We start from the raw sequence: 23,683 nt of genomic DNA on the forward strand, positions 1-23,683 counted from the left end.
AGCCCGTCCGGCGGGACGTCAGACCTCTCGCACCTCGAAGGCGTCCAGGGCGAACTCGGCGGTCCCGTCGTCCCCGCTCTTGCGCAGCCCCACCCACGCCTCTCCCTTGTCCGGGGCGGTGAACTCGTAGGTCAGGACCGTGGGTTCGGTCACGACGGGCAGCTCCTTGCGGTCGATCTCACGGGCCGCGGGCTCATCGACGGCGGTGATCCACGCGTACTGCCCCGCCTTCTCGTTCTCGTAGCGGAAGGTGACGCGGTAGCGCTTGCCCGCCTCGAAGCGGGCGGTGTGCGGGACGGTGCGGTAGACGAGCCCGGCGTTCTCGCCGCGGGACTTGAGGGACTGCGAGCCGTCGATGACGTCGTCGATGGCCTTGCTGTTCCAGCCTCGCTGCGTGTACGGCGCGTGGCGTTGCGCGATGTGCGTGCGCGGGTCGGTGACCTTCCCCGCGTCGCCCTTCACGAACGGCCCCCAGCCCTGCGGCACATGCTCGAAGTCCTCGGACACGAGCCTGCCCTCTCCGGGGGCGTTGCCACGCGTCGTGGAGACGATGCGTACGTTGTCGAAGCGCACGCGCGCGTGGCCCGCGTCGGCCCGCAGTGTCAGCTCGGCCGAACCGCCACCCTCGGGGACGGTGAAGGGCACGAACATCCGCTGGAAACGGGTGCCGTGCTTGCGGTCGGCCGCGACGTAGTTGCCCGCCGTGGAGGTCCGCGTCCAGTTGGCGGCGGTGACACCGTCGGCGGTGCGCACTTCGAGGGTGGCCTTGCGGGCGTCGCCGGCCTTCTCCCCGACCTCGACCTGCACGGAGGCGACGTACGCTCCTGCCTTCAGGCGGCGCAGCCGCTGGCCGACGGCGGCCTTGCCGCCCGAGCCGATGACGAGTTCGTGGTCGCCGAGCTTGCTGAGCTCGACGGAGGCGGGCCCGGAGACCTTCCACCCGCGCAGGGACCCGGAGTTGAATCCGGGGTCGTGCAGCGGGGTGGCCTGCCCCCAGCCGGGGTCGGGCAGTGCGGCGGCGCGCTGCCGGTAGAGGACGTAGGGCTGCTTGGCCTTGGCGTCGAGGGTCACCTTGCCGCCGCGCACCGGAACGTCGGCGACGAAGACCCGCCCTTGGTCGGTGAGCCGGTACAACGCGACCTTGGAGAGCCCGGACCAGCCACGGGGCAGCGCCCAACTCCCCTTACCGCCCTCGGGGTTGTAGTGATAGAGCTTGGCGGGATCGGTGGCCTTGCGTGGCTCCCAGGGAAGCAGATAGCTACCCTTTTCGTAGACGACACGACCATCGGTCACGATCCGACGGCTGCCGTCGGCATCGGAGACCGTCGTCTCAGTCCCCCCGAAGAAACTGATCTCGTGCTCGCCCCAGGACTTGATGGGATAGGCCTGGAGATACTTGGCGGGCAGTGAGTCGGTCCAGATCAGATCGTAGAAGTACGACCAGTCGGTCTTCCCGACCCACCCCTCGAAATTGCCCATGCGGGCAATACCGAGCAGCGTCGGCCACTTGTCGGCGAAAACGTCCTTCTGGTGATTCCGGATAAAGCGGATCAGCCGCGAATTGATACCCCGGGACGAATCAGGACCGTAATCCGGTTCCGTCGCCCAGTGCGACCAGACGGACGAGCGCTCGAAGCCGTGCCCCCACTCGCTGGTGACGATCCAGCCCTGCTCGCGCAGGGCGCGCTGCAGCCGGTCGGAAGTCCACCCGGACTCACGGAACACGTCGATGTAGAGAGCGTTGAGCGCTCCGTCGGCCTCGCCCCGCAGATCGGCGAACCGCTTGACGATGTCGCCCGACACCAGGTCACGCCGCTGATCAATGCGGTAACTCTGATCGAGCCAGTCCCACTGCTCGTTGGCCTTGTCGACAAGCTTTTCGGAGAATGCGTTCGCGACGGGATAGGACTCCGTGGCATTCACATGCACACTGAAGTCGCTGTTCCAGTTCTTGCCTTCCCTGACCAGGGTGTTGAGGTCGTCGAGGCCGCCCGCACGCGTGTTGTAGTTGCCCGCGTAGTCGGGGTGCGCGGAGTCGTGTCCCTCGGACTGATAGCCCTTGAGCAGCGTGTACTGCCGCAGGCCATCCGTGGCCAGGTGGATCCGCTTGACGTTGTCGAGGGTCGCGAGGAACGGATTCGTCGCCTGCGAGGCGAAGTTGAACGGGATGTGCGGGACGACGCGCAGATGCTGCTCGTCCGCGCCCAGCGGCTTCACCATGATGTCGCGGAACGCGATGGCGGCGTCCTGCCAGTCGACCTTGCCGTCGCCGTTGCGGTCACCGGTGATGACGACGGTGGCGTACGGCAGGGGCTCGGTGTCGCCGACGGCGGCGGTGGCGGCGCGGTGCGTCCACTGGCCGGGGGTCAGCCGGGCCTCCACGTAGCCGCTCCTCCTGACCGTCTCGCGCCAGAGCCGGCCGTTGTCCCAGGTCGTCCCCGCCTCGGAGGTGGGCTTGTCGTAGACGGTGTTGGTCTCGACGGCGCCGCCCAGCGTGTCATGCGCGACGACGGCGTAGGCGCATCCGGTGGCGGCTTCCGCGGCGGTGTCCGGGGCCGGCTTGACCTCGGTGTCGCCGCTCTTGGCCTTGTCGAGCTGGACCTTGGCGGCGAGGAGGGTGGCGCCGGGCTGATCGCTGCGTACGGCGAGGAGGGCGAGGCCTGGGATGCGGAGCGTGCCGACGCGCAGGGCATCGGAGTCATCGATCTCGCGCACCCTCCAACGCACTTGGCGTCCTTCGACGGCGATCTCGACGGTGAGGGTGGTGGCGCCATCGCCGAGACCGAGGACGTACTCGACCCGATCACCCCCGACCCTCTTGGTGGTCACCGTCGGGGTGTGCGTGACGTCGTCCACCAGGAGCGTGGTGACGGCTTCCGACTGTGCGTGCAGGACCGCTTTGGATGAGCGGTCCGTGTACGAGATGACGCGGGGGAAGTCGGTGGCTACGCGCACCTCCAGCTCGGCCGAGCGAAGGACGGCTTCGCCTGCCGCGGCGGTTGCGGCTCCCCCGAGGCCGATGGCGGCGCTGACCCCGGCCAGCGCGCCCGTGGCGACTACGGCTCTGCGGCTCGGGCCGGACGTGTCTGACGGCTGCTGCATGGCACCCCTCCGTGGGACGGATCTCGGTGCGGTCACCCTGCGCCGGAAGGGGCGTGCGGGCCCATGGACAAAGGGACCCCAGGACTTGGACTAACGGCACCCCGCATCCGCCCCTGAACGAACAAGCCTTCCCACCCACCCACCCGATTGCCCCGCGGCCCGCACAAGCGAACGCGGGGTCCGACCGCACTGGTCAGACCCCGCGTCCAGCGGAACCTCAGAGTTCCGAAGCCGCCTTCTCTATGTCACCGGCGAACGTCGACACCTCGGTGTAGACCCCGGGGAACTTGGGCTGCGCGCACCCGTTGCCCCAGCTGACGATGCCCACCTGGATGTACTCACCGGCCTCGTCCTTGCGGAACATGGGGCCGCCGGAGTCACCCTGGCAGGTGTCCACGCCGCCCTCCGCCAGCTTCCCGGCGCAGAGCTCCTCACCGGGCGTGAGGTCGGCGCCGTACGCGGCCTCGCAGTCCGCGTCGCTCACGAAGGGAACCTTCGCCTTGAGGAGGTGGCGCTGCTGCTGGCCACCCTCCTTGTCGGCACCCCAGCCGGCGATGTCGAACTCGCCCTCGTTGTACTTGGTGTCCTTGGCGATCTTCAGCGTGGGCTGGTCGATCGGCTTCTCGAGCTTGATGAGCGCCCAGTCCTTGCCCTTGCCGTTGTAGCCGGGGGCCTGAAGGACCTTCGTGGACTTCACCTTGATCGCGTCCGGGCTCTCCAGGTCCACGACACCACCGGTGGCGGTGATGCTCGTGTTGTCGCCCGAGCCGTCCACACAGTGGGCGGCGGTCAGCACGATGTCCTTGGCGTACAGCGCACCGCCGCAGCCCATCGACAGACGGACCATGAACGGGAATTCACCCTGCTCGGCGGGGGTGCCGCCGACCACGCGCTCCCCCGGCGTGGGGCCGGGGTGCGGGGCCGCGGACGCGGCGACGGGCTGGAGACTGACGGCGGCGAGGGCGATGGCACCGAGGGTGGCGGCTCTCTTGACTCCACGCAGCTTGGTGTTCAACGGGCTTCCCTTCGTGGGGGGTTCGTGGGGGGTTCGTGGGGGGTTCGTGGGGGTTGCACGCGACGGCGGACCCCCACCTTCCCCACGACGAACGCGAGAATGGCATGAGCCCGCCAAAGCGTTGGATCGGATTATGGAGATCGGTGTCCGCATAGAGCAAGGGGCGGTTTTCGGCCAACACCCGCCGCGTGGCCCGGTTCTGCCGACGGGCACCGCCTTACAGTGGAGGAGGGTCAGGAACATCTCCAGGGGGTGCCGGCATGGCGGACGGCGGGCCGGTGGTGCACGGCTATCCCCACCTGGAGACGGTGCGCTCCGCGATCACCGCGCTCTACAAGCGCCTCTCGTACGACACCGTCCACACCTTCGACACCAGCATCCTCCCCGCCGACGTCGCCTTCTCCGACCAGGACGACCTGCACCTGGGCGTCCAGCGCGTGGCCCGTGAGATGGTGCGGCACCTCCGCCTTCCCGACGCCCGCGTGATCGTCAGCTTCCGCGAGATGGAGCACGCGGCGAACGTCGAACTCGCCGCGGGGCCCGAGTACTTCATCGAGCTCAACGACCGGTTCCGTACGCATCGCAGGGACATCGGCGCGGCGCTCGCCCACGAGGTCATGCACGTCTATCTGCACCGGCTTGATCTGGTGTTCCCCGGCACGCGCGACAACGAGATCCTCACGGACACCGCCACCACGTACCTGGGTGCGGGCTGGCTCCTCCTGGACGCCTACCGCGAGGACGGCGCCTCGTCCCAGAAGCTGGGGTATCTCACGCCGGAGGAGTTCGGGTACGTCCTGGCCAAGCGGGCCATCGCCTTCGGTGAGGCGCCGGAGACGTGGTTCACCAGCGCGCAGGCGTACACCGCCTATACGAAGGGGCTCGCCCAGGCCCGCCGCGACGAACAGCAGCCTCCGCTGACGGCCGCGGGCTGGGCGGGGCGGCGGCGGTACGCGAAGGACCGGCGGCATGCTCTGGAGCGTGGCTCCGGTGGAGCGGGGGCGTCGCCGCCGGGCGGGGCGTACTCGTTCTCCCGCGGGTCGGGCGGGGCGTACTCGTTCTCCCGCGGGTCGGGCGGGGCCGCCGAGCCGCTGCGGGTCTCGTTCCCCTGCCCCACGTGCCGGCAGCGGATCCGGTTGCCTGCCCGGGGGCGGATGCGGGCGCGGTGCACGTTGTGCCGGACGGTGCTGGAGTGCGATACGTGAAGCCCTGAGCTTGGGCCGGGTTTGTCCTAGGCCCAGTGCGCCGGGCGTGTCAGGGACGGCGGGAGTTTCGTCCCGTCGTCTCCCTGTGCCGCGTTCACCTGCGACTGCGTCAGGAAGATGCTGCCGGTGAGGTCGGCGCCCCGCAGATCCGCGTCCCGGAAGTCCGCGCCGATCAGGTCGGTCTGGCGGAGGTCGGCGCCGCGGAGGTCGGCGGCGATGAGGTAGGCACCGCGGAGGGTGACGCCCCGGAGGTCGGCGCCGCGGAGGCGGGCCCCGAAGAGGTCGGCTCCTCGGCGGTCCTTCTTCTTCCGGCGGATGTCCGCGCGCACGAGGTCGCTGGTGCGCAGCAGGAGGACGTTGACGTCCTCACGGTGTGCGGCGACGTCCGTCCCGGCCACGGCGGCGGGGGTGCCCTGGGTGAGGTGCTCGGTCTTGTCCAGCGCCTGCTGGAGCTCTGCTCTGATCGGGCGGGTCTGGGGCAGGGTGAGCGCCTCGGTCAAGTACCAGAGCAGCTCATGGAGTTGGCGCATCACGGGGAAGACGTCGAACATCTGGCGGGCGGTGTCGGGGTCCTGGCGCCAGTCGGCGCCGCCGTAGGTGGCCTGCGACACCTTCTGCCCCGCGCCGAAGCAGTCGTAGACCGTGCAGCCCGAGAAGCCCTTCTGGCGCAGCTTCTGGTGGATGCCGCAGCGGAAGTCCTGCTGGAGGTTGGTGCAGGGGGTGCCGGCGGCCTTGTCGACGGGGAAGTCCGAGGACTTGGAGAAGGTGAGGGCCACGCAGCAGAGCCCGAAACAACTCCCGCAGTCGGCCCGCAGATGCTGCCGGTCATCGCCCTCGACGAGGGGCAACAACTGACGCTCACGCTTCTCGGACATCGGATCCTCCTTCGGGCCTCTTGCGCCGCGGGGCGATCGGGTGGGTGGGCGGGAAAGCCTGTTCGGCGCCCCCGGCAGCGGGGCGCAAACCCCGCCGCCGGGCACAAGTACTACGCCGCGTTACGCCCAGCGCCCCCGGAGGGGCGACCGCCGCGCCGGGCGCGACCCCCACCAGCCCCGCCACCGGCGGAGGGCCGACCGCCACCGGCAGCGGGCCGACCGCCACCGGCGGAGGGCTTACCGCCCTGCGACTGCGACTGCCCCTGAGGGCGAGCCCGGCGCTGGCCGCCACCCTGCCCGCCCTGCCCGGCGGGACGCCCCCGCCGCCCCCGCTGCGGCGAAGCCTGCTGCTGCTGCGGAACCTCGATCACCACCGGCACCCCGGACGGCTCCCGAGCCCCGGTGATCCGCGCCAGTTCCTCGTCCGTGGACTTCACTCGCGCCGTCTGCGGGCTGATCTCCGCGTCGGACATCAGACGCGTCATCTCCCGCTTCTCGTCCGGCAGGACGAGCGTGACGACACTGCCGGACTCACCGGCACGCGCCGTACGCCCGCCGCGGTGGAGGTAGTCCTTGTGGTCGGTGGGCGGGTCGACGTTCACGACCAGGTCGAGGTCGTCGACGTGGATTCCGCGGGCCGCCACGTTCGTGGCGACGAGCGCGGTGACCTGCCCGGTCTTGAACTGGTCCAGGGTCCGGTTGCGCTGCGGCTGCGAACGGCCGCCGTGCAGACCGGAGGCCCGTACACCGTTGGCGAGCAGCCGCTTGGTGAAGCGGTCCACCGCGCGCTTGGTGTCCAGGAACATGATCACGCGGCCGTCTCGGGCGGCGATACGGAGGGCCACGGCCTTCTTGTCGGTCTCGTCGGCGACGTACAGAACGTGGTGTTCCATCGTCGTGACCGCGCCCGCGGAGGGGTCGACCGAGTGCACCACCGGGTCGGTGAGGAACATCCGGACCAGGCGGTCGATGTTCTTGTCGAGCGTCGCGGAGAAGAGCATCGTCTGGCCGCCCTGCTCCACCTGCTTCAGAAGCGCGGTGACCTGCGGCATGAAGCCCATGTCGGCCATCTGGTCGGCCTCGTCGAGGACCGTCGTCCGCACCTGCGAGAGGTCGGCGTCGCCGCGCTCGATGAGGTCCTTGAGACGCCCGGGGGTCGCCACCATGATCTCGGCGCCGCGGCGGAGCGTCCCCGCCTGCTTGGTGATGGAGAGGCCGCCGACGACCGTCGACATACGGAGGTTCACGGACGTCGCGTACGGCGTAAGGGCGTCCGTCACCTGCTGCGCGAGCTCACGCGTGGGGACCAGGACCAGGGCGAGAGGAGAGCGCGGCTCGGCGCGGCGCCCCGCGGTGCGGGCGAGGAGCGCGAGGCCGAAGGCGAGGGTCTTGCCGGAGCCGGTGCGGCCACGGCCGAGGATGTCGCGGCCCGCGAGGGAGTTGGGAAGCGTGGCTGCCTGGATCGGGAAGGGCTCGGTGACGCCCTGCGCGGCCAGCGTCTTCAGGAGGGCCTCGGGCATGTCGAGGTCGGCGAACGCCTCGACCGCGGGCAGCGCGGGCTCAATGCTCTCGGGCAGCGCGAATTCGCCGCCGACGGGCCTCGGCTTGGCGCGGCCCTGCTTCTTCGCGGCGCCCTTCGCCTGGCCGCCGCCGGCCACCGGGGCCTTTCCGCGTGCGTTCGTGGAGCGCCCACGGGCAGGACGTGCGGGGCGTTCGGAGCGATTCATACGGAAATGCCTTCCTGGACCTGGTGACAGCACAAGCCGGGACCCGCACCTTCCTGGTGCGGGCCCCGGCTATGAGGTTCGCGTGCTACGACGATCAGGCCGGAACGATGTTCTCGGCCTGCAGGCCCTTCTGGCCCTGCGTGACGTCGAAGGAGACCTTCTGGCCCTCGAGGAGCTCACGGAAGCCCGAGGACGCGATGTTCGAGTAGTGGGCGAAGACGTCGGGGCCGCCGCCGTCCTGCTCGATGAAGCCGAAGCCCTTTTCAGCGTTGAACCACTTAACGGTGCCAGTTGCCATGTCAATCTCCTCAACAGGGGCAGAGTAAGGAAAACCACGGAATTGTGGATTCCAAGCGCTGCAATGACCCCCATCCCGGAGAGACCGGAAAAAAACAATAATGCGCCCTCGGAGCATTCCCGTCAGGCGCACATAAAGTTCATGGGTACCAAAACTGCGACGCATAAGCCTAACACGGACGAGGGACCCCCCGTTTCCGGGTCCCCACCAGCCGCACGGGACGCCGCGGACCCCGCTACTCCACTCGCCGCACGCCGGGCCGGCACGTCGCCGCACGCCCGGCTGGTACGTCGCCGCACCGCCCAGCCGGGACGCCGGGTGAGATACCTGCCGCACGCACCTTCCTCCTGTCAGGGCACCCCGCTACCTTCAACCAAACATTCGCTTGGTTGAGCGACGAGTGGCCATGGCGACCGCTACCGAGGAAGGCGGCCCAATGCGCATCACCCGAACACGTACAGCAGTCGGAGTCGCGGTCTCCGCGCTGGCCCTGGGCACCCTGCCCGCCTGGGCGGCCCACGCCGAACCCACCGCACCCGAGCGCGGCACGGCACAGCACGCGCCGCACCACCCCTCCCGGCCCGCGTCCGACGACGTACGCCAGATACCTCTCCAAGGCGCCGTCAACGTAAGAGACCTGGGCGGCTACCGCACCTACGACGGCGAACGGGTCCGCTACGGCCAGGTCTTCCGCGCCGACGCCCTCTCGAAGCTCACCGACGCCGATGTCGCCACCCTCGCCGGGCTCCGCCTGAAGAAGGTCGTCGACTTCCGGGTGGCGGCCGAGGTCCAGTACGACGGGCCCGACCGGCTGCCCGCAGGGCTCGTCCCGACGTCCCGGCCGGTCAGCGACAACGGCCTCTTCACGACGCTGATGACCGTGATCGGCTCCAGGGACCCGGTCAAGCAGGAGGAGATGCTGGGCAACGGCAAGGCGGACGCCTTCATGCGCGACGTCTACCGCACCTTCGTCACCAACGGCCCCAACCGCGCGCAGTTCGCGGCCACCCTGCGCGACATCGCCCAGGGCAGCAAGGCATCACCGCTGCTCTACCACTGCACGGCCGGCAAGGACCGCACCGGCTGGACCAGCTATCTGCTGCTGCGTGCGGTCGGCGTCCCCGAGCAGACCGCCGTACGGGACTTCCTGGCGTCCAACACCTACCGGGCCGCGTACGACGCGAAGGTGCGCGAGGGCTTGAAGCAGGGCGGCCTGATGCAGAACCCCGATCTCCTGATCCCGCTCCAAGAGGTCCGCACCGGCTATCTGGAGGCGGCGCTGACCGAGGTGAAGAAGGAGTACGGGAGCCTCAACGACTATCTGAGGAAGGGACTCGGGCTTGATACGCGGACGATTCTCGCGCTGCGGGAGCGGATGGTCGACTAGTTCAGACAGCCACGATCCCCTGCGCCCTCGCCGCCGCCAGCCAGGTCGGGAACTCGCCCACCAGCTGGTCGTACAGGCGGTCGTCCGGGACGGCCCGGGGGTCGTGGCCCGCGTGGAAGAAACCCGCGTTGTCGACGGCGCGCTTGGCCGGGACGGCCAGTTCGTCGAGCTTGCGGAGGTAGTCGAACTGCTTGCTCTTCGCGTCGCCGAAGCCGATGAACTGCCAGAACAGCGGCAGCTTCGACGCCTTGCACAGATACCGCTCGGCGGCGAGCTTGTTGATGGGGCCGCCGTCGGTCTGGAAGACGACCAGAGCGGGGGCGGTGGAACCGCTGTCCACGTAGTGGTCGATCACGGCGTCCATCGCCAGGTGGTAGCTGGTCCTGCCCATGTGGCCGAGCCCGGCGACGATCTCGTCGATCCGCCCGTGGTGACGGTCGATGGCGATCTCCGTGACGGCGTCGACGTCCGTGGAGAAGAAGACCGTGGGCACGGTGCCGTCGTCGTCGAAGTGCGCGGACAGGCCGAGGACCCGGTCGGCGAGGGCCTGGACGGTGCCGTCCTTGTAGTACGGCTTCATGGAGCCGGAGTAGTCGACGACGAGGTAGACCGCGGCTCGTTGGCCGTCCAGGCCGTGCTTGCGGAGGCTGGCGCCCGCGGTCTTGTAGAGGCTGACGAGGGCGGGCGCCGCCTCTTCCACCTTGCTCAGGCTGATCGCCGGTCCCATGTGCGGCCCCATTCTGCTGGCTCCTGTCCATTCCTGGCGGTGACGTAATCTCTTACGGGCTTGAGGGCAAGACGGTACTGATTACCGGCGCGGGCCGTGGGCAGGGGGCCGCCGAGGCGCGGCTCTTCGCGGAGGCGGGGGCGCGGGTCGTGGTGACGGATGTCCGGGAGGAGGAGGGACGGGAGGTCGCCAAGTCCCTTGGCGAGCAAGGTCTTTTCGTACGTCATGACGTCACGGACGCGGAGAGCTGGGCGTCGGCCGTGGCGGCCGGGGTGGAGGCCTTCGGCCGTCTGGACGCGCTCGTGAACAACGCCGCGCTGTGGCGGACGGCGTCCGTGGAGGAGGAGACGTACGAGAACTTCGAGGCGCTGATCCGGGTCAATCTCCTCGGCCCGTTCCTGGGCATCCAGGCGGTGCTGCCCGCGCTGCGGGGTGCCGGGGGCGGCTCGATCGTGAACGTGTCGTCGACGGCGGGGCTCGTGGGGATACGGGGGCACGCGGCGTACGGCTCGACGAAGTTCGGGCTGCGGGGGCTGACTCGTTCCTCGGCGCTGGACCTCGCGGGGTACGGGGTGCGGGTCAACTCCGTTCACCCCGGGGCGATCGACACCCCGATGATCTCCGCGGCCTCCGCCGGGCGGGACTGGTCGCATCTGCCGCTCGGCCGGATGGGCCGCCCCGAGGAGGTCGGGGAGCTGGTCCTCTTCCTTGCGTCGGAGGCGTCGTCGTACATCACCGGGGCGGAGTTCGCGGTGGACGGCGGGTCGACGGCGGGGTAGGGCGGTCCCTGCGGGGCTTTCCCCAATCCCGCCCCTTCCCGAAACTGGGGCTCCGCCCCAGACCCCGCTCCTCAAACGCCGGAGGGGCTGAAACCACTCAGCCCGTCCGGCGTTTGAGGACGAACTCGGCGAAGCCGGTGATGACGGCCACCAAGGCCCCCGCGCCAGAGCGGCCCGCGGCGGGGCCGCAAATGTCACAGCCGGGAAGGGGCGGGGTTGGGGAAAGAAACGCCCCTACTCCGCCCGCTCCTGAAACGCCGGCAACTCAAAGATCCGCGTCTTCGCCTCATCGTCCATCAGCTCGACCAGCGGCATCACCAGCTCCCACAGGTCCCGCTTGTCCACCTCCAGGGCGAGCGCATCGAGGTCGAGCGCGGGCAACGCCCCCGCCGCGTCGGCGACGACCTTGCGGGACTCGCCCGGCAGCGCGTCCACGAGCGGCAGGAACTCCGCCCAGAGCCCAGTCGCGACCACCGCCCGAACCACCCCACCCAACACCCCCGCATCCCGCAGGGAAGGAAGCACCGCGACCGCCCGCCGCTCCTCCTCCCCCAGCAGCGCGACCAGCGGCAGCAGCGACTCCCAGAGGTCCTGCTCGCTCACCGTCACGACCAGGGAGTCCAGCTCCTCCTGCGGCCGCGCCGCGGCGAGCGACGCGATACGGCCCCGCTGCTCCCCAGTCACCATCCCGGCCACGGCAAGCGCCTCGGGCCACAGCCCCTCCCCCGACGCCGACGCGATGACCGACGCCAGCCGCTCCGCACCCATCAGATCGATGATCTGGCCCAGCCGCTCCGGCAGGTCGATCGCGAACCCCGTCCGCAGGACAGCCGCGTCGTCCACCTGCGGCAGGATCCGCCGCAACGCCGAGTCCGGCAGGTAGCCGACGAAGCGGCCCATCGTCAGGTAGTCGCCCCGCTCGGCCAGTGCCACCGCGATCCGCACCACCAGGCCCTCGTCGAGCCGTTCGACGATGCCCTTGATCCTTCGCGGGTCGAGATGCCCGCACGACTCCGCCGTGAACGACACCGGCAGCTTCTCGATGATGTCCGCGGCCCGCGCCGGTTCGAGGCGCCCGGCGACCCCGGCGGCGAGCCGCGGTCCGAGTGCCTTCTGCGAGATCGCGGCCGCGACCCCGGCCGGCACCAGCTTCGTCGCGGACGCGATCCGGTCCAGCATCTCGGGCGTACGGTCGAAGAGCGCCGCGACGCATTGCTCGCGGAAGCGGCGTACGTCCTCGACGGGGAGTGCCGCGAGGAAGGCGAGCTGATCCGGCTCCGCGTCCAGCAATCGCGCGATCTTCAGGGTCTCCGCCCTGCTCCGCAGTTTGTCCATGGCCTGCCCCTCCCTATGGGTCTATCGGATCGAGCGGATCTAGCGGATCTATCGGATCTATCGGAAGAGAATCCGGCGTACGGGGCCCCTGGCCAACGCGGGCACCAGTTTCAGCGCCTCCTCGGCGGCTTCGTTCAGGCCCGAAGCGCGGCTCTCGCGTTCCCGCTTCAGCGCGTCGGCCAGCAGAGCCGACTGCTCGGGCGTCAACTGCCCGAAGGATTCCGGTGGTTCGTCCCGCAGCTCCTTGCTCAGCTGCTCCCGCGCTTCGGTGCTCATAGGGCCTCCCATGGCCGGGTACGGCTCCGTACGGCTCCCGAGACTGGTGTGAAATTGACTATTAGTCAATAGAGCGGGATCCGGAAGGCGCGCTACCGCGAAACCGCACGTAATCTTGTGCGAATGAAACGTGCAGGCCTCCTCCTTCTCGCCGTCGCCCCGGTCGCCACGGTCGCCGTCTACCTCCTGGGCGGGGACTCCGACAGCGATGTCTCCGGAGCCGGTCAGAAGGTGCCCGGCACCCAGCGTCCGTACGACGAGGACAAGTCGGCGGCCGAGATCAAGGCCGACGACGAGCTGATCGCGGACCTTCCCCCGGGCCTCGCGGCGCCCGCCAAGAAGGAGCTGGCCCAGAAGCTCGTGACCAGCGCGGAGAACTCCACGCTGGACTGGCGCGGTCAGTACGGCTACATCGAGGACATCGGCGACGGGAACGGCTACACCGCGGGCATCATCGGCTTCTGCACCGGCACCCACGACCTGCTGACCCTCGTCGAGCGCTACACGAAGGACCACCCGGACAACGGCCTCGCGCGCTATCTGCCCGCCCTGCGCAAGGTCGACGGCAGCGACTCGCACGAGGGTCTGGACCCCGGCTTCACCAAGGCCTGGAAGGCGGAGGCCGCGAAGCCCGCGTTCCGGAAGGCGCAGGACAGGACGCGCGACGGCGTCTACTTCGACCCGGCGGTGCGCCTGGCCAAGCTCGACGGGCTCGGCACGCTCGGCCAGTTCATCTACTACGACGCGATGGTCCTGCACGGCCCCGGCACGGGCCCGCGCGGTTTCTACGGCCTGCGCGAGGCCGCACTGAACGAGGCGAACACGCCCGCGCAGGGCGGCAAGGAGAAGGCGTACCTCGACATCTTCCTCGATATCCGCACCAAGGTGATGAAGGAGAAGAAGGCCCACCGCGACACGTCCCGCGTCGAGACGGCCCAGCGCCAGTTCCTCTACGACGGCAATCTGGGCCTGAAGACCCCGCTGACGTGGAAGGTGTACGGGGAGACGTTCAAGGTCCCGTAACCCTGAACGTCTCCCCGTCGCTCAGCCCTTCACCGCTCCCGCCGCCAGGCCCGAGCCCAGCTTCCGGTGCACGATCACGAAGAAGATCATCACCGGCACGGTGACCAGCGTGGAGCTGGCCATGACCGGGCCCCAGGCCGTGGAGTTCTCACCGAAGAACTGGTAAATGCCCACGGCCGCCGTGTACTTGTCGCTGCCCTTCATGAAGGTGTACGCGAAGACGAACTCGTTCCACGCCGTGATGAAGGCGAAGATCGAGGTCGCGACGAGTCCCGGCGCCACCAGCGGAAGCAGTACCGAACGGAACATCCGGAACCACGACGCCCCGTCGATGTACGCCGCCTCCTCGACCTCCTTGGGCACGGTCTGGACGAAGCCGCGCAGGGTCCAGATCGCGAAGGGCAGCGAGAGCGCGACGTAGACGATCGTCAGGCCGAGCAGCGAGTTGAGCATGTCGTAGTCCCGCATCTGGATGAAGAGCGGGATGACGAGCGCCTCGAGCGGCACCATCTGCACTATCAGGACCATGATCAGTACGGAGGTGCGGAACCGGAACTTGAAGCGGGCCACCGCGATGGCCGCGAAGAGCGAGAGCACCCCGGCGGCAAGGATCGTGCCGAAGCCGACGAGCGCGGAGTTCAGCAGGTACGTGCCGAAGTTGCCCTTCTCGAACACGTAGGTGAAGTGCTCGAAGCTGAAGCCGCTCGGCAGCACGTCCGAACCGCGCGTGACGGCTTTCGGGTCGAGTGCCGTGGAGATCATCCAGTACACGGGGAAGAGCGTGAAGAGCAGCAGCGCGGCGACCGCGACGGGCAGCCCGATGCGTGCGGCGAGTGTGGCGCGACGGACACTCACAGGTCCTCCTCCCCCTGTCGGAACAACGTACGGATGTAGACGACCGTGATGGCGAGGAGCAGCAGGGTCAGCAGGACCGCTGCCGCCGCGCCCGTGCCGTAGTCGTTCTTGGCGAACGCCTGGATGTAGGAGAAGACGCCGAGGTTGTAGACCTCTTCGTTGGCGCCGTCGCCGCCCGGCATCAGATAGATCTGGGTGAAGACCTTGAAGTCCCAGATGGTGGAGAGGATGGTCACCACGAGGAAGACCGGCTTGATCGTCGGCAGCGTGATCTTCCAGAACCGCTGCCAGGCGTTGGCGCCGTCCAGCTCCCCCGCTTCGTAGAGCTCCTTGGGGATCGTCATCAGGCCCGCGAGGACGGTGATGGCGACGAACGGGAAGCCGTGGTGGACGACGTTCAGGGTCGCGATCGCGTAGAACGGCCCGCGCTCGGTGAACCAGTTGGTGGTCTCGGGGTCGATGAGCCCCATCGAGCCCGCGATCTGGCTGACCATGCCGTCCTGCGGCTGGAAGAGCCAGATCCAGACGTACGTCCCGGTGACGGCGGGCATCGCCCAGGCCGCGAGGATCGCGATGGAGCAGATGAGCCGCCACGTCGGGCCGAGGCGGTTGAGCAGCAGTGCGACGAGGGTGCCGAGCGCGACGGTGAGGCCGACGCAGGCGATCGCGAAGAACGCCGTGTTGGGCAGGACCGTCTTCCACAGGAGTCCGCTGCCGAGCAGGTCGGTGTAGTGGTCGAATCCGGTGTACGTGCCCACTCCGCCGCCGAATTTGACGGCGTAGTCCTGCATCGAGAGCTTGCCGACCTGGATCAGCGGCCAGAGCAGCAGGCCCGCGAGGACCAGGAGGGACGGTGCGAGGAGGAGCCACGGCCGGGTGAGGCCGACCAGCTTCTTCTTGCGCAGGGCCGCTTCGTGTTCGGGGCGGGGGGCTGCGGGGCGACGGGCCTCGGCGCCTTCCTTCGGCCCGTCGCTGACGAACGTGTCTTTCACAGTGCCGACTCGCCCTCGCCTACTTGTCCTTGGCGAAGATCGCGTCCATGTCCTTGGCGGCCTTGTCCGCCGCTTCCTGGACGGAGGACTTCCCGGTCAGGATGGACTGCACCATGCCGGGGATGACCTTCGATGCCTGGATCTCGCCGTACGCCTTGGTTTTGGGGACGGTCGCGCCGGCCTCCAGCATCTGCTTGGCGAACGGCTCGACCAGCGGGTCCTTCTTGGCCTCGATCTTCTTCAGCTCGGAGTTCTGCCCCGGGAAGTAGTTGGTCTCGGCGGCCCACTTGGCCGCGAAGTCACCCGTGGTCAGCATCTTCACGAACTCCCAGGCGAGATCCTTCTTGTCCGTGTTGAACGTGGACAGGTAGGAGCCGCCGAGGAAGGACTTGCTCATGCCGCCGTCCTGGCCGGGGATCGGCACGGCGGCGAGCTTGCCCTTGAGGTCGGGGTTGGCGTCGACGATGGCCTTCGGGGTCCAGTTGCCGCCGACCGCCATGGAGATCTGGCCCTTGTTCCAGGCGTCGCCGACCTCCTTCTCCGTCCAGGTGTTGACCTTGGCCGGGGAGACCTTGTCCTTGGTGGCGAGACCGGTGTAGTACTCGATCCCCTTGACCGCCTCGGGGGAGTTGATGGCGGACTTCCACTTGCCGCCCTGCTCGGTGGCGAGTTCGCCTCCGGCGCCCCAGATGAAGGGGGCCGCGAACATCTCGGCGCCGCCGGCGACCGGGAAGGGGATCATCCCCGGCTCCTTGTCCTTCAGCGTCTTGGCCGCGGACTGAAGCTCCTTCCAGGTGGTCGGCGCCTTCAGCTTGTGCTTCTCGAAGATGTCCTTGCGGTAGACGATGCTGCGTACGCCCGCGTACCAGGGCATGCCGTACTGCTTGCCGTCGAGCGTGCCCGCATCCTTGAGGCCCTCGACGAGGTCGTCGTTCAGGCCCGACTTCTTGACGTCATCGGTGACGTCGACGAGGGCGCCGGTCTCGGCGAACTGCGGCACCCAGGTCGTGCCGACCTCGGCCACGTCCGGGACCTGGTCCTCGCCGCCCTCGATGGCGGTGGTGAACTTCTTCTGCGCGGTGGCCCACTGCTGGTACTCGACGTGGATCTTGGCGCCGGTCTTCTTCTGGAACGCCTTCTCGGCCTCCTTGAAGAAGGGCCTGGCGTCGGGGTTGGTCCCCTCCATGATCCATACGGTGAGGGTCTTGCCCTTGCCGTCGGTCGCCTTGTCGCCGCTGTCGCTCCCGTCATCGCTGCCGCATGCCGTCGCGGTCAGTCCGAGCGTCATGGCGATACCTGCCGCGATGACCCGTCGCTTCATACCGGCCCCCTCATGGGTACGTGCTGTAACTGCGCCGATCCGTTTGTGGGAGCGATTGTGGTCACAGGCTCAGGGCGCGGTCTAGACCCATTCGGCTAGCGGGGCCGAAACGTGATTTGCGTTGCGTCCTGCGCTGGAGCGGGTCCCGGGGGCCCGCGCCTTGCCTGCGCGGTGGGCTGTCCTCTGCCGTGCTCTGCCGTGCTCTGCCGTCCGTTCGGCCACGGGTAATGCGCCGCTTCGCGGCGATCTTTCCCGCCCACCCACCCGATTGCCCTGCGGGGTAATGGGTGGGTGGGCGGGAGAGATCGCCGCGAAGCGGCGGCCTTGAAACGGTCTGGAAACGCCACGGCGCCCGCCCCAGTCCGGTCGGGGACAAGGCGGGCGCCGCATCAGTTCCGTACGCCGTTGTACGGGACGTACTGGGGGGCGTACTAGACCATCAGGGAACGGTCCGTCGGGCGGATCGGGGACGGCAAGTCACTCGCACCGGTCAGGAATCGGTCCACGCCCCGCGCAGCGGAACGGCCCTCGGCGATCGCCCAGACGATGAGCGACTGACCGCGGCCCGCGTCACCGGCGACGAAGACGCCGGGCACGTTCGTCTGGAACTCGGCGTCGCGGGCGACGTTCCCGCGCTCGTCGAGGTCCAGGGAGAACTGGTCCACGAGGCCGTTCTCGCGGTCCGTGCCCGTGAAGCCCATCGCGAGCGTCACCAGCTGGGCGGGGATCTTGCGCTCCGTACCCGGCTTCTGGGTCAGTTTGCCGTCGATGAACTCGACCTCGATGAGGTGCAGGAACTGCACGTTCCCGTCCTCGTCGCCCTCGAAGTGCGTGGTCGAGACGGAGTAGACCCGCTCGCCGCCCTCCTCGTGCGCGGAGGTCACCTTGTAGAGCATGGGGAAGGTCGGCCACGGCTGGTTCGGGTTCCGCTCCTCGCCCGGACGCGGCATGATCTCCAGCTGCGTCACGGAAGCCGCGCCCTGGCGGTGCGCCGTGCCCACGCAGTCCGCGCCGGTGTCGCCGCCGCCGATCACGACCACGTGCTTGCCCTCGGCCGAGACCGGCGTGGTGACGTAGTCGCCCTCCTGGACCTTGTTGGCCAGGGGCAGGTACTCCATCGCCTGGTAGACACCCTTGAGCTCACGGCCGGGGACCGGGAGGTCGCGTGCCATCGTGGCGCCCGCGGCGATGACCACCGCGTCGTACCGCTTGCGCAGCTTCGCCGCGTCGATGTCGCGGCCGATCTCCACACCCGTACGGAACTTGGTGCCCTCCGCGCGCATCTGCTCGATGCGGCGGTTGATGTGGCGCTTCTCCATCTTGAACTCGGGGATGCCGTAGCGCAGGAGGCCGCCGATGCGGTCCGCGCGCTCGTACACGGCGACCGTGTGGCCCGCCCGCGTCAGCTGCTGGGCGGCGGCCAGGCCCGCCGGGCCCGAACCGATGACCGCGACCGTCTTGCCGGAGAGACGCTCGGGCGCCTGCGGCTTGACGTCGTTCGCGTCCCACGCCTTGTCGATGATGGAGACTTCGACGTTCTTGATGGTGACGGCGGGCTGGTTGATGCCGAGCACGCACGCCGACTCGCAGGGCGCCGGGCACAGGCGCCCGGTGAACTCCGGGAAGTTGTTCGTGGCGTGCAGCCGCTCGGAAGCGGCCGACCAGTCCTCGCGGTACGCGAAGTCGTTCCACTCGGGGATCAGGTTGCCCAGCGGACAGCCCTGGTGGCAGAACGGGATGCCGCAGTCCATGCAGCGCGACGCCTGCTTGGAGATGATCGGGAGGAGGGAGCCCGGAACGTAGACCTCGTTCCAGTCCTGGACGCGCTCGCCGACCGGGCGGGTCTGCGCGACCTCACGGCCATGGTTCAAAAAGCCCTTGGGATCAGCCATTGGTCGCCGCCTCCATCATCTTCTCGGTGATCTCGGTCTCGGAGAGACCGGCTCGCTCGGCGGCGTCCTTGGCGGCGAGCACTGCCTTGTACGTGCTGGGGATGATCCTGCTGAAGCGCTCCACGGCGGTGTCCCACTCGGCGAGCAGCTTCCCGGCGACGGTCGACCCGGTCTCCTCCTGGTGGCGGCGCACGACGTCGTGCAGCCACTGCTTGTCGGAGTCGTCCAGGGCCTCGACGGCGCCCAGGTTGCCGGGGTTGACGTTGTCCCGGTCGAGGTCGATGACGTACGCGATGCCGCCCGACATGCCGGCCGCGAAGTTACGGCCCGTCTCGCCGAGGACCACCGCGTGGCCACCGGTCATGTACTCGCAGCCGTGGTCGCCCACGCCCTCGGACACGACCGTCGCGCCGGAGTTGCGGACGCAGAACCGCTCACCCGTGCGGCCACGGAGGAACAGCTCGCCGCCCGTCGCGCCGTACGCGATGGTGTTGCCCGCGATCGTCGAGTACTCGGCGAGGTGGTCGGCGCCGCGGTCCGGGCGGACGATGATCCGGCCGCCGGAGAGGCCCTTGCCGACGTAGTCGTTGGCGTCGCCCTCCAGACGGAGGGTCACGCCGCGCGGCACGAACGCGCCGAACGACTGGCCCGCCGAGCCGGTGAAGGTGATGTCGATGGTGTCGTCGGGCAGACCCGCGCCGCCGAACTTCTTCGTCACCTCGTGGCCGAGCATGGTGCCGACCGTGCGGTTGATGTTGCGGATCGCGACCTGCGCGCGGACCGGCTGGGCGTCACTCGCGCCGGCGGCGGAGAGCGCGTCGGCGGCGAGCTTGATCAGCTCGTTGTCGAGCGCCTTCTCCAGGCCGTGGTCCTGGGCTGCGATCTGGTGGCGCACGGCGCCGCCGGGCAGCGACGGCACGTGGAAGAGGGGCTCCAGGTCGAGGCCCTGCGCCTTCCAGTGCTTCACGGCGCGCTCGGTGTCGAGGAGTTCGGCGTGGCCGACGGCCTCCTCGATGGTGCGGAAGCCGAGCTCGGCGAGGATCTCGCGGACCTCTTCGGCGATGAACTCGAAGAAGTTGACGATGTACTCGGCCTTGCCGGTGAAGCGCTCGCGCAGCGCCGGGTTCTGCGTGGCGATGCCGACCGGGCAGGTGTCCAGGTGGCAGACGCGCATCATGACGCAACCGGAGACGACGAGCGGCGCGGTCGCGAAACCGAACTCCTCGGCGCCGAGCAGCGCGGCGATGACGACGTCACGGCCGGTCTTGAGCTGGCCGTCCGTCTGGACCACGATGCGGTCGCGCAGGCCGTTGAGGAGGAGGGTCTGCTGAGTCTCGGCGAGACCCAGCTCCCAGGGACCGCCCGCGTGCTTGAGGGAGGTGAGCGGCGAAGCACCCGTACCGCCGTCGTGGCCGGAGATGAGTACGACATCGGCATGCGCCTTGGAGACACCGGCCGCGACCGTGCCGACCCCGACCTCGGAGACCAGCTTCACGTGAATCCGCGCCTGCGGGTTCGCGTTCTTCAGGTCGTGGATCAGCTGGGCCAGGTCCTCGATCGAGTAGATGTCGTGGTGCGGCGGCGGGGAGATGAGGCCCACGCCCGGCGTCGAGTGACGCGTCTTGGCGACCCACGGGTAAACCTTGTGGCCGGGCAGCTGGCCGCCCTCGCCGGGCTTGGCGCCCTGGGCCATCTTGATCTGGATGTCGTCCGCGTTGACCAGGTACTCGGAGGTCACACCGAAGCGGCCGGAGGCGACCTGCTTGATGGACGAGCGGCGGGCCGGGTCGTACAGGCGGTCCGCGTCCTCGCCGCCCTCACCGGTGTTGGACTTGCCGCCCAGCTGGTTCATGGCGATGGCGAGGGTCTCGTGCGCCTCGCGGGAGATCGAGCCGTACGACATGGCGCCGGTCGAGAACCGCTTGACGATGTCCGCGGCCGACTCGACCTCGTCGATGGAGATCGAGGGGCGGTCCGACTTCAGGTTGAACAGGCCGCGCAGCGTCATGAGGCGCTCGGACTGCTCGTTCACGCGGTCCGTGTACTTCTTGAAGATGTCGTAGCGGCGGTTGCGCGTGGAGTGCTGCAGGCGGAAGACCGTCTCCGGATCGAAGAGGTGCGGCTCGCCCTCGCGGCGCCACTGGTACTCACCGCCTATGTCGAGCGCGCGGTGCGCCGAGGGGACGCCGGATGCCGGGTACGCCTTGGCGTGCCGGGCGGCGACCTCCTGCGCGACGACGTCGATGCCGACTCCGCCGATCTTGGACGTCGTACCGACGAAGTACTTCGCGACGAAGCTCTCCTGGAGACCGACGGCCTCGAAGACCTGCGCGCCGCGGTACGACGCGACGGTCGAGATGCCCATCTTGGACATGACCTTCAGGACGCCCTTGCCGAGCGCGTAGATCAGGTTCCGGATGGCCTGCTCGGCCCCACCATTCTCATCGGCCGGCAGGAAGGTCCCGGCGCGGACCAGGTCCTCCACCGACTCCATGGCGAGGTACGGGTTGACGGCCGCGGCGCCGTAGCCGATGAGGAGGGCCACGTGGTGGACCTCGCGGACGTCGCCCGCCTCGACGAGCAGGCCCACCTGGGTGCGCTGCTTCGTGCGGATGAGGTGGTGGTGGACCGCCGCGGTGAGCAGCAGCGAGGGGATCGGCGCGTGCTCGGCGTCGGAGTGCCGGTCGGAGAGCACGATCAGGCGGGCGCCGGCCTCTATGGCGGCGTCGGCCTCGGAGCAGATCTCCTCGATGCGGGCGGCGAGGGCGTCGCCGCCGCCGCTGACGCGGTAGAGACCGGAGAGGGTCGCGGCCGTCATGCCGGGCATGTCGCCGTCGGCGTTGATGTGGATGAGCTTGGCGAGCTCGTCGTTGTCGATCACCGGGAAGGGCAGCGTGACGCTACGACAGGTCGCGGCGGTCGGCTCCAGGATGTTGCCCTGCGGGCCGAGCGAGGAGTGCAGCGAGGTGACGAGCTCTTCACGGATGGCGTCCAGCGGCGGGTTGGTGACCTGCGCGAACAGCTGCGTGAAGTAGTCGAAGATCAGCCGCGGGCGCTCGGAGAGTGCCGCGATCGGGGTGTCCGTGCCCATGGAGCCGAGCGGCTCGCCGCCGGTCTTGGCCATCGGCGCGAGGATGATGCGCAGCTCTTCCTCGGTGTAGCCGAAGGTCTGCTGGCGGCGCGTGACGGAGGCGTGCGTGTGCACGATGTGCTCGCGCTCGGGCAGGTCGGAGAGCTCGATCTCGCCGGCTTCCAGCCACTCCTGGTACGGGTTCTCCTCGGCGAGGGCGGCCTTGATCTCGTCGTCCTCGACGATGCGGTGCTCGGCGGTGTCGACGAGGAACATCTTGCCGGGCTGGAGGCGGCCCTTGCGGACGACCTTCGCGGGGTCGATGTCGAGGACGCCGACCTCGGAGCCGAGGACGACGAGGCCGTCGTCGGTGACCCAGTAGCGCCCTGGACGCAGGCCGTTGCGGTCGAGAACGGCGCCGACCTGGGTGCCGTCGGTGAAGGTGACACAGGCCGGGCCGTCCCAGGGCTCCATCATCGTGGAGTGGTACTGGTAGAAGGCGCGGCGGGCCGGGTCCATCGAGCCGTGGTTCTCCCACGCCTCGGGGATCATCATCAGGACGGAGTGCGGAAGCGAACGTCCACCGAGGTGGAGGAGTTCGAGCACCTCGTCGAAGGACGCCGAGTCGGACGCGTCCGGCGTACAGACGGGGAAGACGCGGTCGAGCTTCTCGCTGCCGAAGAGGTCGGAGGCGAGCTGCGACTCACGCGCCCGCATCCAGTTCCGGTTGCCCTTGACCGTGTTGATCTCGCCGTTGTGCGCGACGAAGCGGTACGGGTGCGCGAGCGGCCAGCTCGGGAACGTGTTCGTGGAGAAGCGCGAGTGGACGAGCGCGACGGCCGTGGCGAAACGGCGGTCGGACAGGTCGGGGAAGAACGGCTCCAGCTGGCCGGTGGTCAGCATGCCCTTGTAGACGATGGTCCGGGCGGAGAGCGAGGGGAAGTACGTCCCGGCCTCACGCTCGGCGCGCTTGCGCAGGACAAAGGCCTTGCGGTCGAGCGCGACGCCGGAGCTCTCGCCGTCGGCCACGAAGATCTGCCGGAAGACCGGCATCGTCGAGCGGGCGGTGGACCCGAGCAGCTCGGGGGCGACGGGCACGTCGCGCCAGCCGAGGACCGTCAGGCCTTCCTCGGAAGCGATCGTCTCGATCTGTGAGACGGCGGCGTCGGTCGTGCCCGCGGTGTCGACCGGCAGGAAGGCGATGCCGACGGCGTACGCACCGGCCTCGGGGAGCGCGAAGCCGGAGACCTCGCGCAGGAAGGCGTCCGGGACCTGGAGCAGGATGCCGGCGCCGTCGCCGGAGTCCGGCTCGGAGCCGGTGGCACCACGGTGTTCGAGATTGCGCAGTACGGTCAGCGCCTGTTCGACCAGCTCATGGCTGGCTACACCGGTGAGGGTGGCCACGAACCCGACACCACAGGCGTCGTGTTCGTTACGGGGGTCGTACATGCCCTGGGGGGCGGGGCGACCGTCCATGGGCGACCAGGCGTGCGTACGCATTGGCTCTCCCGTCGTCGTCGTGGCATAGGCAAAAAGCGAGGGACGACGTTGGCCCAGGCAAAATTTCGTGCAGGTTACATGATGGAACGCTTCTCGAAAAGCGGATAGCTCATTCCACCATGTGGACACCGCCCGTAGGCGTGGGGAGCGGTGGGGGACCTCTGCGGACAGATCGATGACCGTAGGCCCGAGAGCGGCACAGGCCTCATTGCCCGCAGCGCTTACGGCTCATGCCCGGTGGTTAAGGATTCGAAACCGCCGAGTAACGGCTAGTTATGCAGAGTCCCGCATAGGACTGCAAGGG

17 protein-coding genes are annotated in these 23,683 nt (G+C 69.0%); 4 read left to right on the forward strand and 13 right to left on the reverse strand.

Annotated features, from left to right (window positions below; translation table 11 throughout):
* Nucleotides 1–18 precede the first annotated feature (18 nt).
* Nucleotides 19–3,102, reverse strand: coding sequence for an endo-alpha-N-acetylgalactosaminidase family protein (locus E5671_RS14970; RefSeq protein ID WP_160504458.1), 3,084 nt, complete (start codon nucleotides 3,100–3,102; stop codon nucleotides 19–21).
* Between the two features lie 217 nt (nucleotides 3,103–3,319).
* Nucleotides 3,320–4,117, reverse strand: coding sequence for a S1 family peptidase (locus E5671_RS14975; protein WP_160504459.1), 798 nt, complete (start codon nucleotides 4,115–4,117; stop codon nucleotides 3,320–3,322).
* A gap of 260 nt (nucleotides 4,118–4,377) precedes the next feature.
* On the opposite strand from E5671_RS14975, the gene E5671_RS14980 reads away from it, so the two are divergent.
* Nucleotides 4,378–5,322 carry a hypothetical protein gene (locus tag E5671_RS14980; RefSeq protein WP_160504460.1) on the forward strand — a complete coding sequence of 315 codons (945 nt, stop codon included), beginning with the start codon at nucleotides 4,378–4,380 and terminating at the stop codon, nucleotides 5,320–5,322.
* A 26-nt stretch (nucleotides 5,323–5,348) separates the two neighbouring features.
* On the opposite strand, the gene E5671_RS14985 is transcribed toward E5671_RS14980, so the two are convergent.
* The 3 genes from E5671_RS14985 to E5671_RS14995 all read right to left on the reverse strand — a co-directional run bounded on the left by E5671_RS14985 (nucleotide 5,349) and on the right by E5671_RS14995 (nucleotide 8,222).
* Nucleotides 5,349–6,197 carry a pentapeptide repeat-containing protein gene (locus E5671_RS14985; RefSeq protein WP_160504461.1) on the reverse strand — a complete coding sequence of 283 codons (849 nt, stop codon included), beginning with the start codon at nucleotides 6,195–6,197 and terminating at the stop codon, nucleotides 5,349–5,351.
* Between the two features lie 110 nt (nucleotides 6,198–6,307).
* Nucleotides 6,308–7,924, reverse strand: coding sequence for a DEAD/DEAH box helicase (locus E5671_RS14990; protein WP_160504462.1), 1,617 nt, complete (start codon nucleotides 7,922–7,924; stop codon nucleotides 6,308–6,310).
* Between the two features lie 94 nt (nucleotides 7,925–8,018).
* Nucleotides 8,019–8,222 (reverse strand): cold-shock protein, encoded by a 204-nt coding sequence (locus tag E5671_RS14995; protein ID WP_160504463.1) that lies wholly within the window; start codon nucleotides 8,220–8,222, stop codon nucleotides 8,019–8,021.
* A gap of 436 nt (nucleotides 8,223–8,658) precedes the next feature.
* Between E5671_RS14995 and E5671_RS15000 the strand changes: the two genes are divergently transcribed.
* Entirely contained in the window at nucleotides 8,659–9,609 is a 951-nt protein-coding gene (locus E5671_RS15000) for a tyrosine-protein phosphatase (protein ID WP_160504464.1), read from the forward strand.
* A gap of 1 nt (nucleotide 9,610) precedes the next feature.
* On the opposite strand, the gene E5671_RS15005 is transcribed toward E5671_RS15000, so the two are convergent.
* Entirely contained in the window at nucleotides 9,611–10,348 is a 738-nt protein-coding gene (locus tag E5671_RS15005) for a vWA domain-containing protein (protein WP_160504465.1), read from the reverse strand.
* A 35-nt stretch (nucleotides 10,349–10,383) separates the two neighbouring features.
* On the opposite strand from E5671_RS15005, the gene E5671_RS15010 reads away from it, so the two are divergent.
* A complete protein-coding gene (locus E5671_RS15010) occupies nucleotides 10,384–11,115 on the forward strand; it encodes a glucose 1-dehydrogenase (protein ID WP_160510203.1) in 732 nt (243 codons plus the stop codon).
* Between the two features lie 234 nt (nucleotides 11,116–11,349).
* On the opposite strand, the gene E5671_RS15015 is transcribed toward E5671_RS15010, so the two are convergent.
* The gene (locus E5671_RS15015; RefSeq protein ID WP_160504466.1) at nucleotides 11,350–12,450 is read right to left on the reverse strand and encodes a hypothetical protein; all 1,101 of its coding nucleotides are present in this window, start codon (nucleotides 12,448–12,450) and stop codon (nucleotides 11,350–11,352) included.
* A 57-nt stretch (nucleotides 12,451–12,507) separates the two neighbouring features.
* Nucleotides 12,508–12,726, reverse strand: coding sequence for a hypothetical protein (locus tag E5671_RS15020; protein WP_160504467.1), 219 nt, complete (start codon nucleotides 12,724–12,726; stop codon nucleotides 12,508–12,510).
* A 123-nt stretch (nucleotides 12,727–12,849) separates the two neighbouring features.
* Between E5671_RS15020 and E5671_RS15025 the strand changes: the two genes are divergently transcribed.
* Nucleotides 12,850–13,749 carry a chitosanase gene (locus tag E5671_RS15025; protein WP_160504468.1) on the forward strand — a complete coding sequence of 300 codons (900 nt, stop codon included), beginning with the start codon at nucleotides 12,850–12,852 and terminating at the stop codon, nucleotides 13,747–13,749.
* 21 nt (nucleotides 13,750–13,770) lie between these two features.
* On the opposite strand, the gene E5671_RS15030 is transcribed toward E5671_RS15025, so the two are convergent.
* The 5 genes from E5671_RS15030 to gltB form a co-directional block, all read right to left on the reverse strand.
* Entirely contained in the window at nucleotides 13,771–14,604 is an 834-nt protein-coding gene (locus tag E5671_RS15030; RefSeq protein WP_160504469.1) for an ABC transporter permease subunit, read from the reverse strand.
* Nucleotides 14,601–15,596: an ABC transporter permease subunit gene (locus E5671_RS15035; RefSeq protein ID WP_160504470.1), complete on the reverse strand. Its 996-nt coding sequence runs from the start codon at nucleotides 15,594–15,596 to the stop codon at nucleotides 14,601–14,603. The genes E5671_RS15030 and E5671_RS15035 overlap by 4 nt, the downstream gene beginning before the upstream one ends.
* Before the next feature lie 19 nt (nucleotides 15,597–15,615).
* Complete coding sequence (locus E5671_RS15040; RefSeq protein ID WP_160504471.1) at nucleotides 15,616–16,917, reverse strand: sugar ABC transporter substrate-binding protein; 1,302 nt, start codon at nucleotides 16,915–16,917, stop codon at nucleotides 15,616–15,618.
* 431 nt (nucleotides 16,918–17,348) lie between these two features.
* Nucleotides 17,349–18,809, reverse strand: coding sequence for a glutamate synthase subunit beta (locus tag E5671_RS15045; RefSeq protein WP_160504472.1), 1,461 nt, complete (start codon nucleotides 18,807–18,809; stop codon nucleotides 17,349–17,351).
* Nucleotides 18,802–23,379, reverse strand: coding sequence for a glutamate synthase large subunit (gltB, locus tag E5671_RS15050; protein WP_160504473.1), 4,578 nt, complete (start codon nucleotides 23,377–23,379; stop codon nucleotides 18,802–18,804). Before gltB ends, E5671_RS15045 begins: the two co-directional genes overlap by 8 nt.
* Between the last annotated feature and the right edge of the window lie 304 nt (nucleotides 23,380–23,683).

It is taken from the genome of Streptomyces sp. BA2 (assembly GCF_009769735.1).
GTDB lineage: Bacteria > Actinomycetota > Actinomycetes > Streptomycetales > Streptomycetaceae > Streptomyces.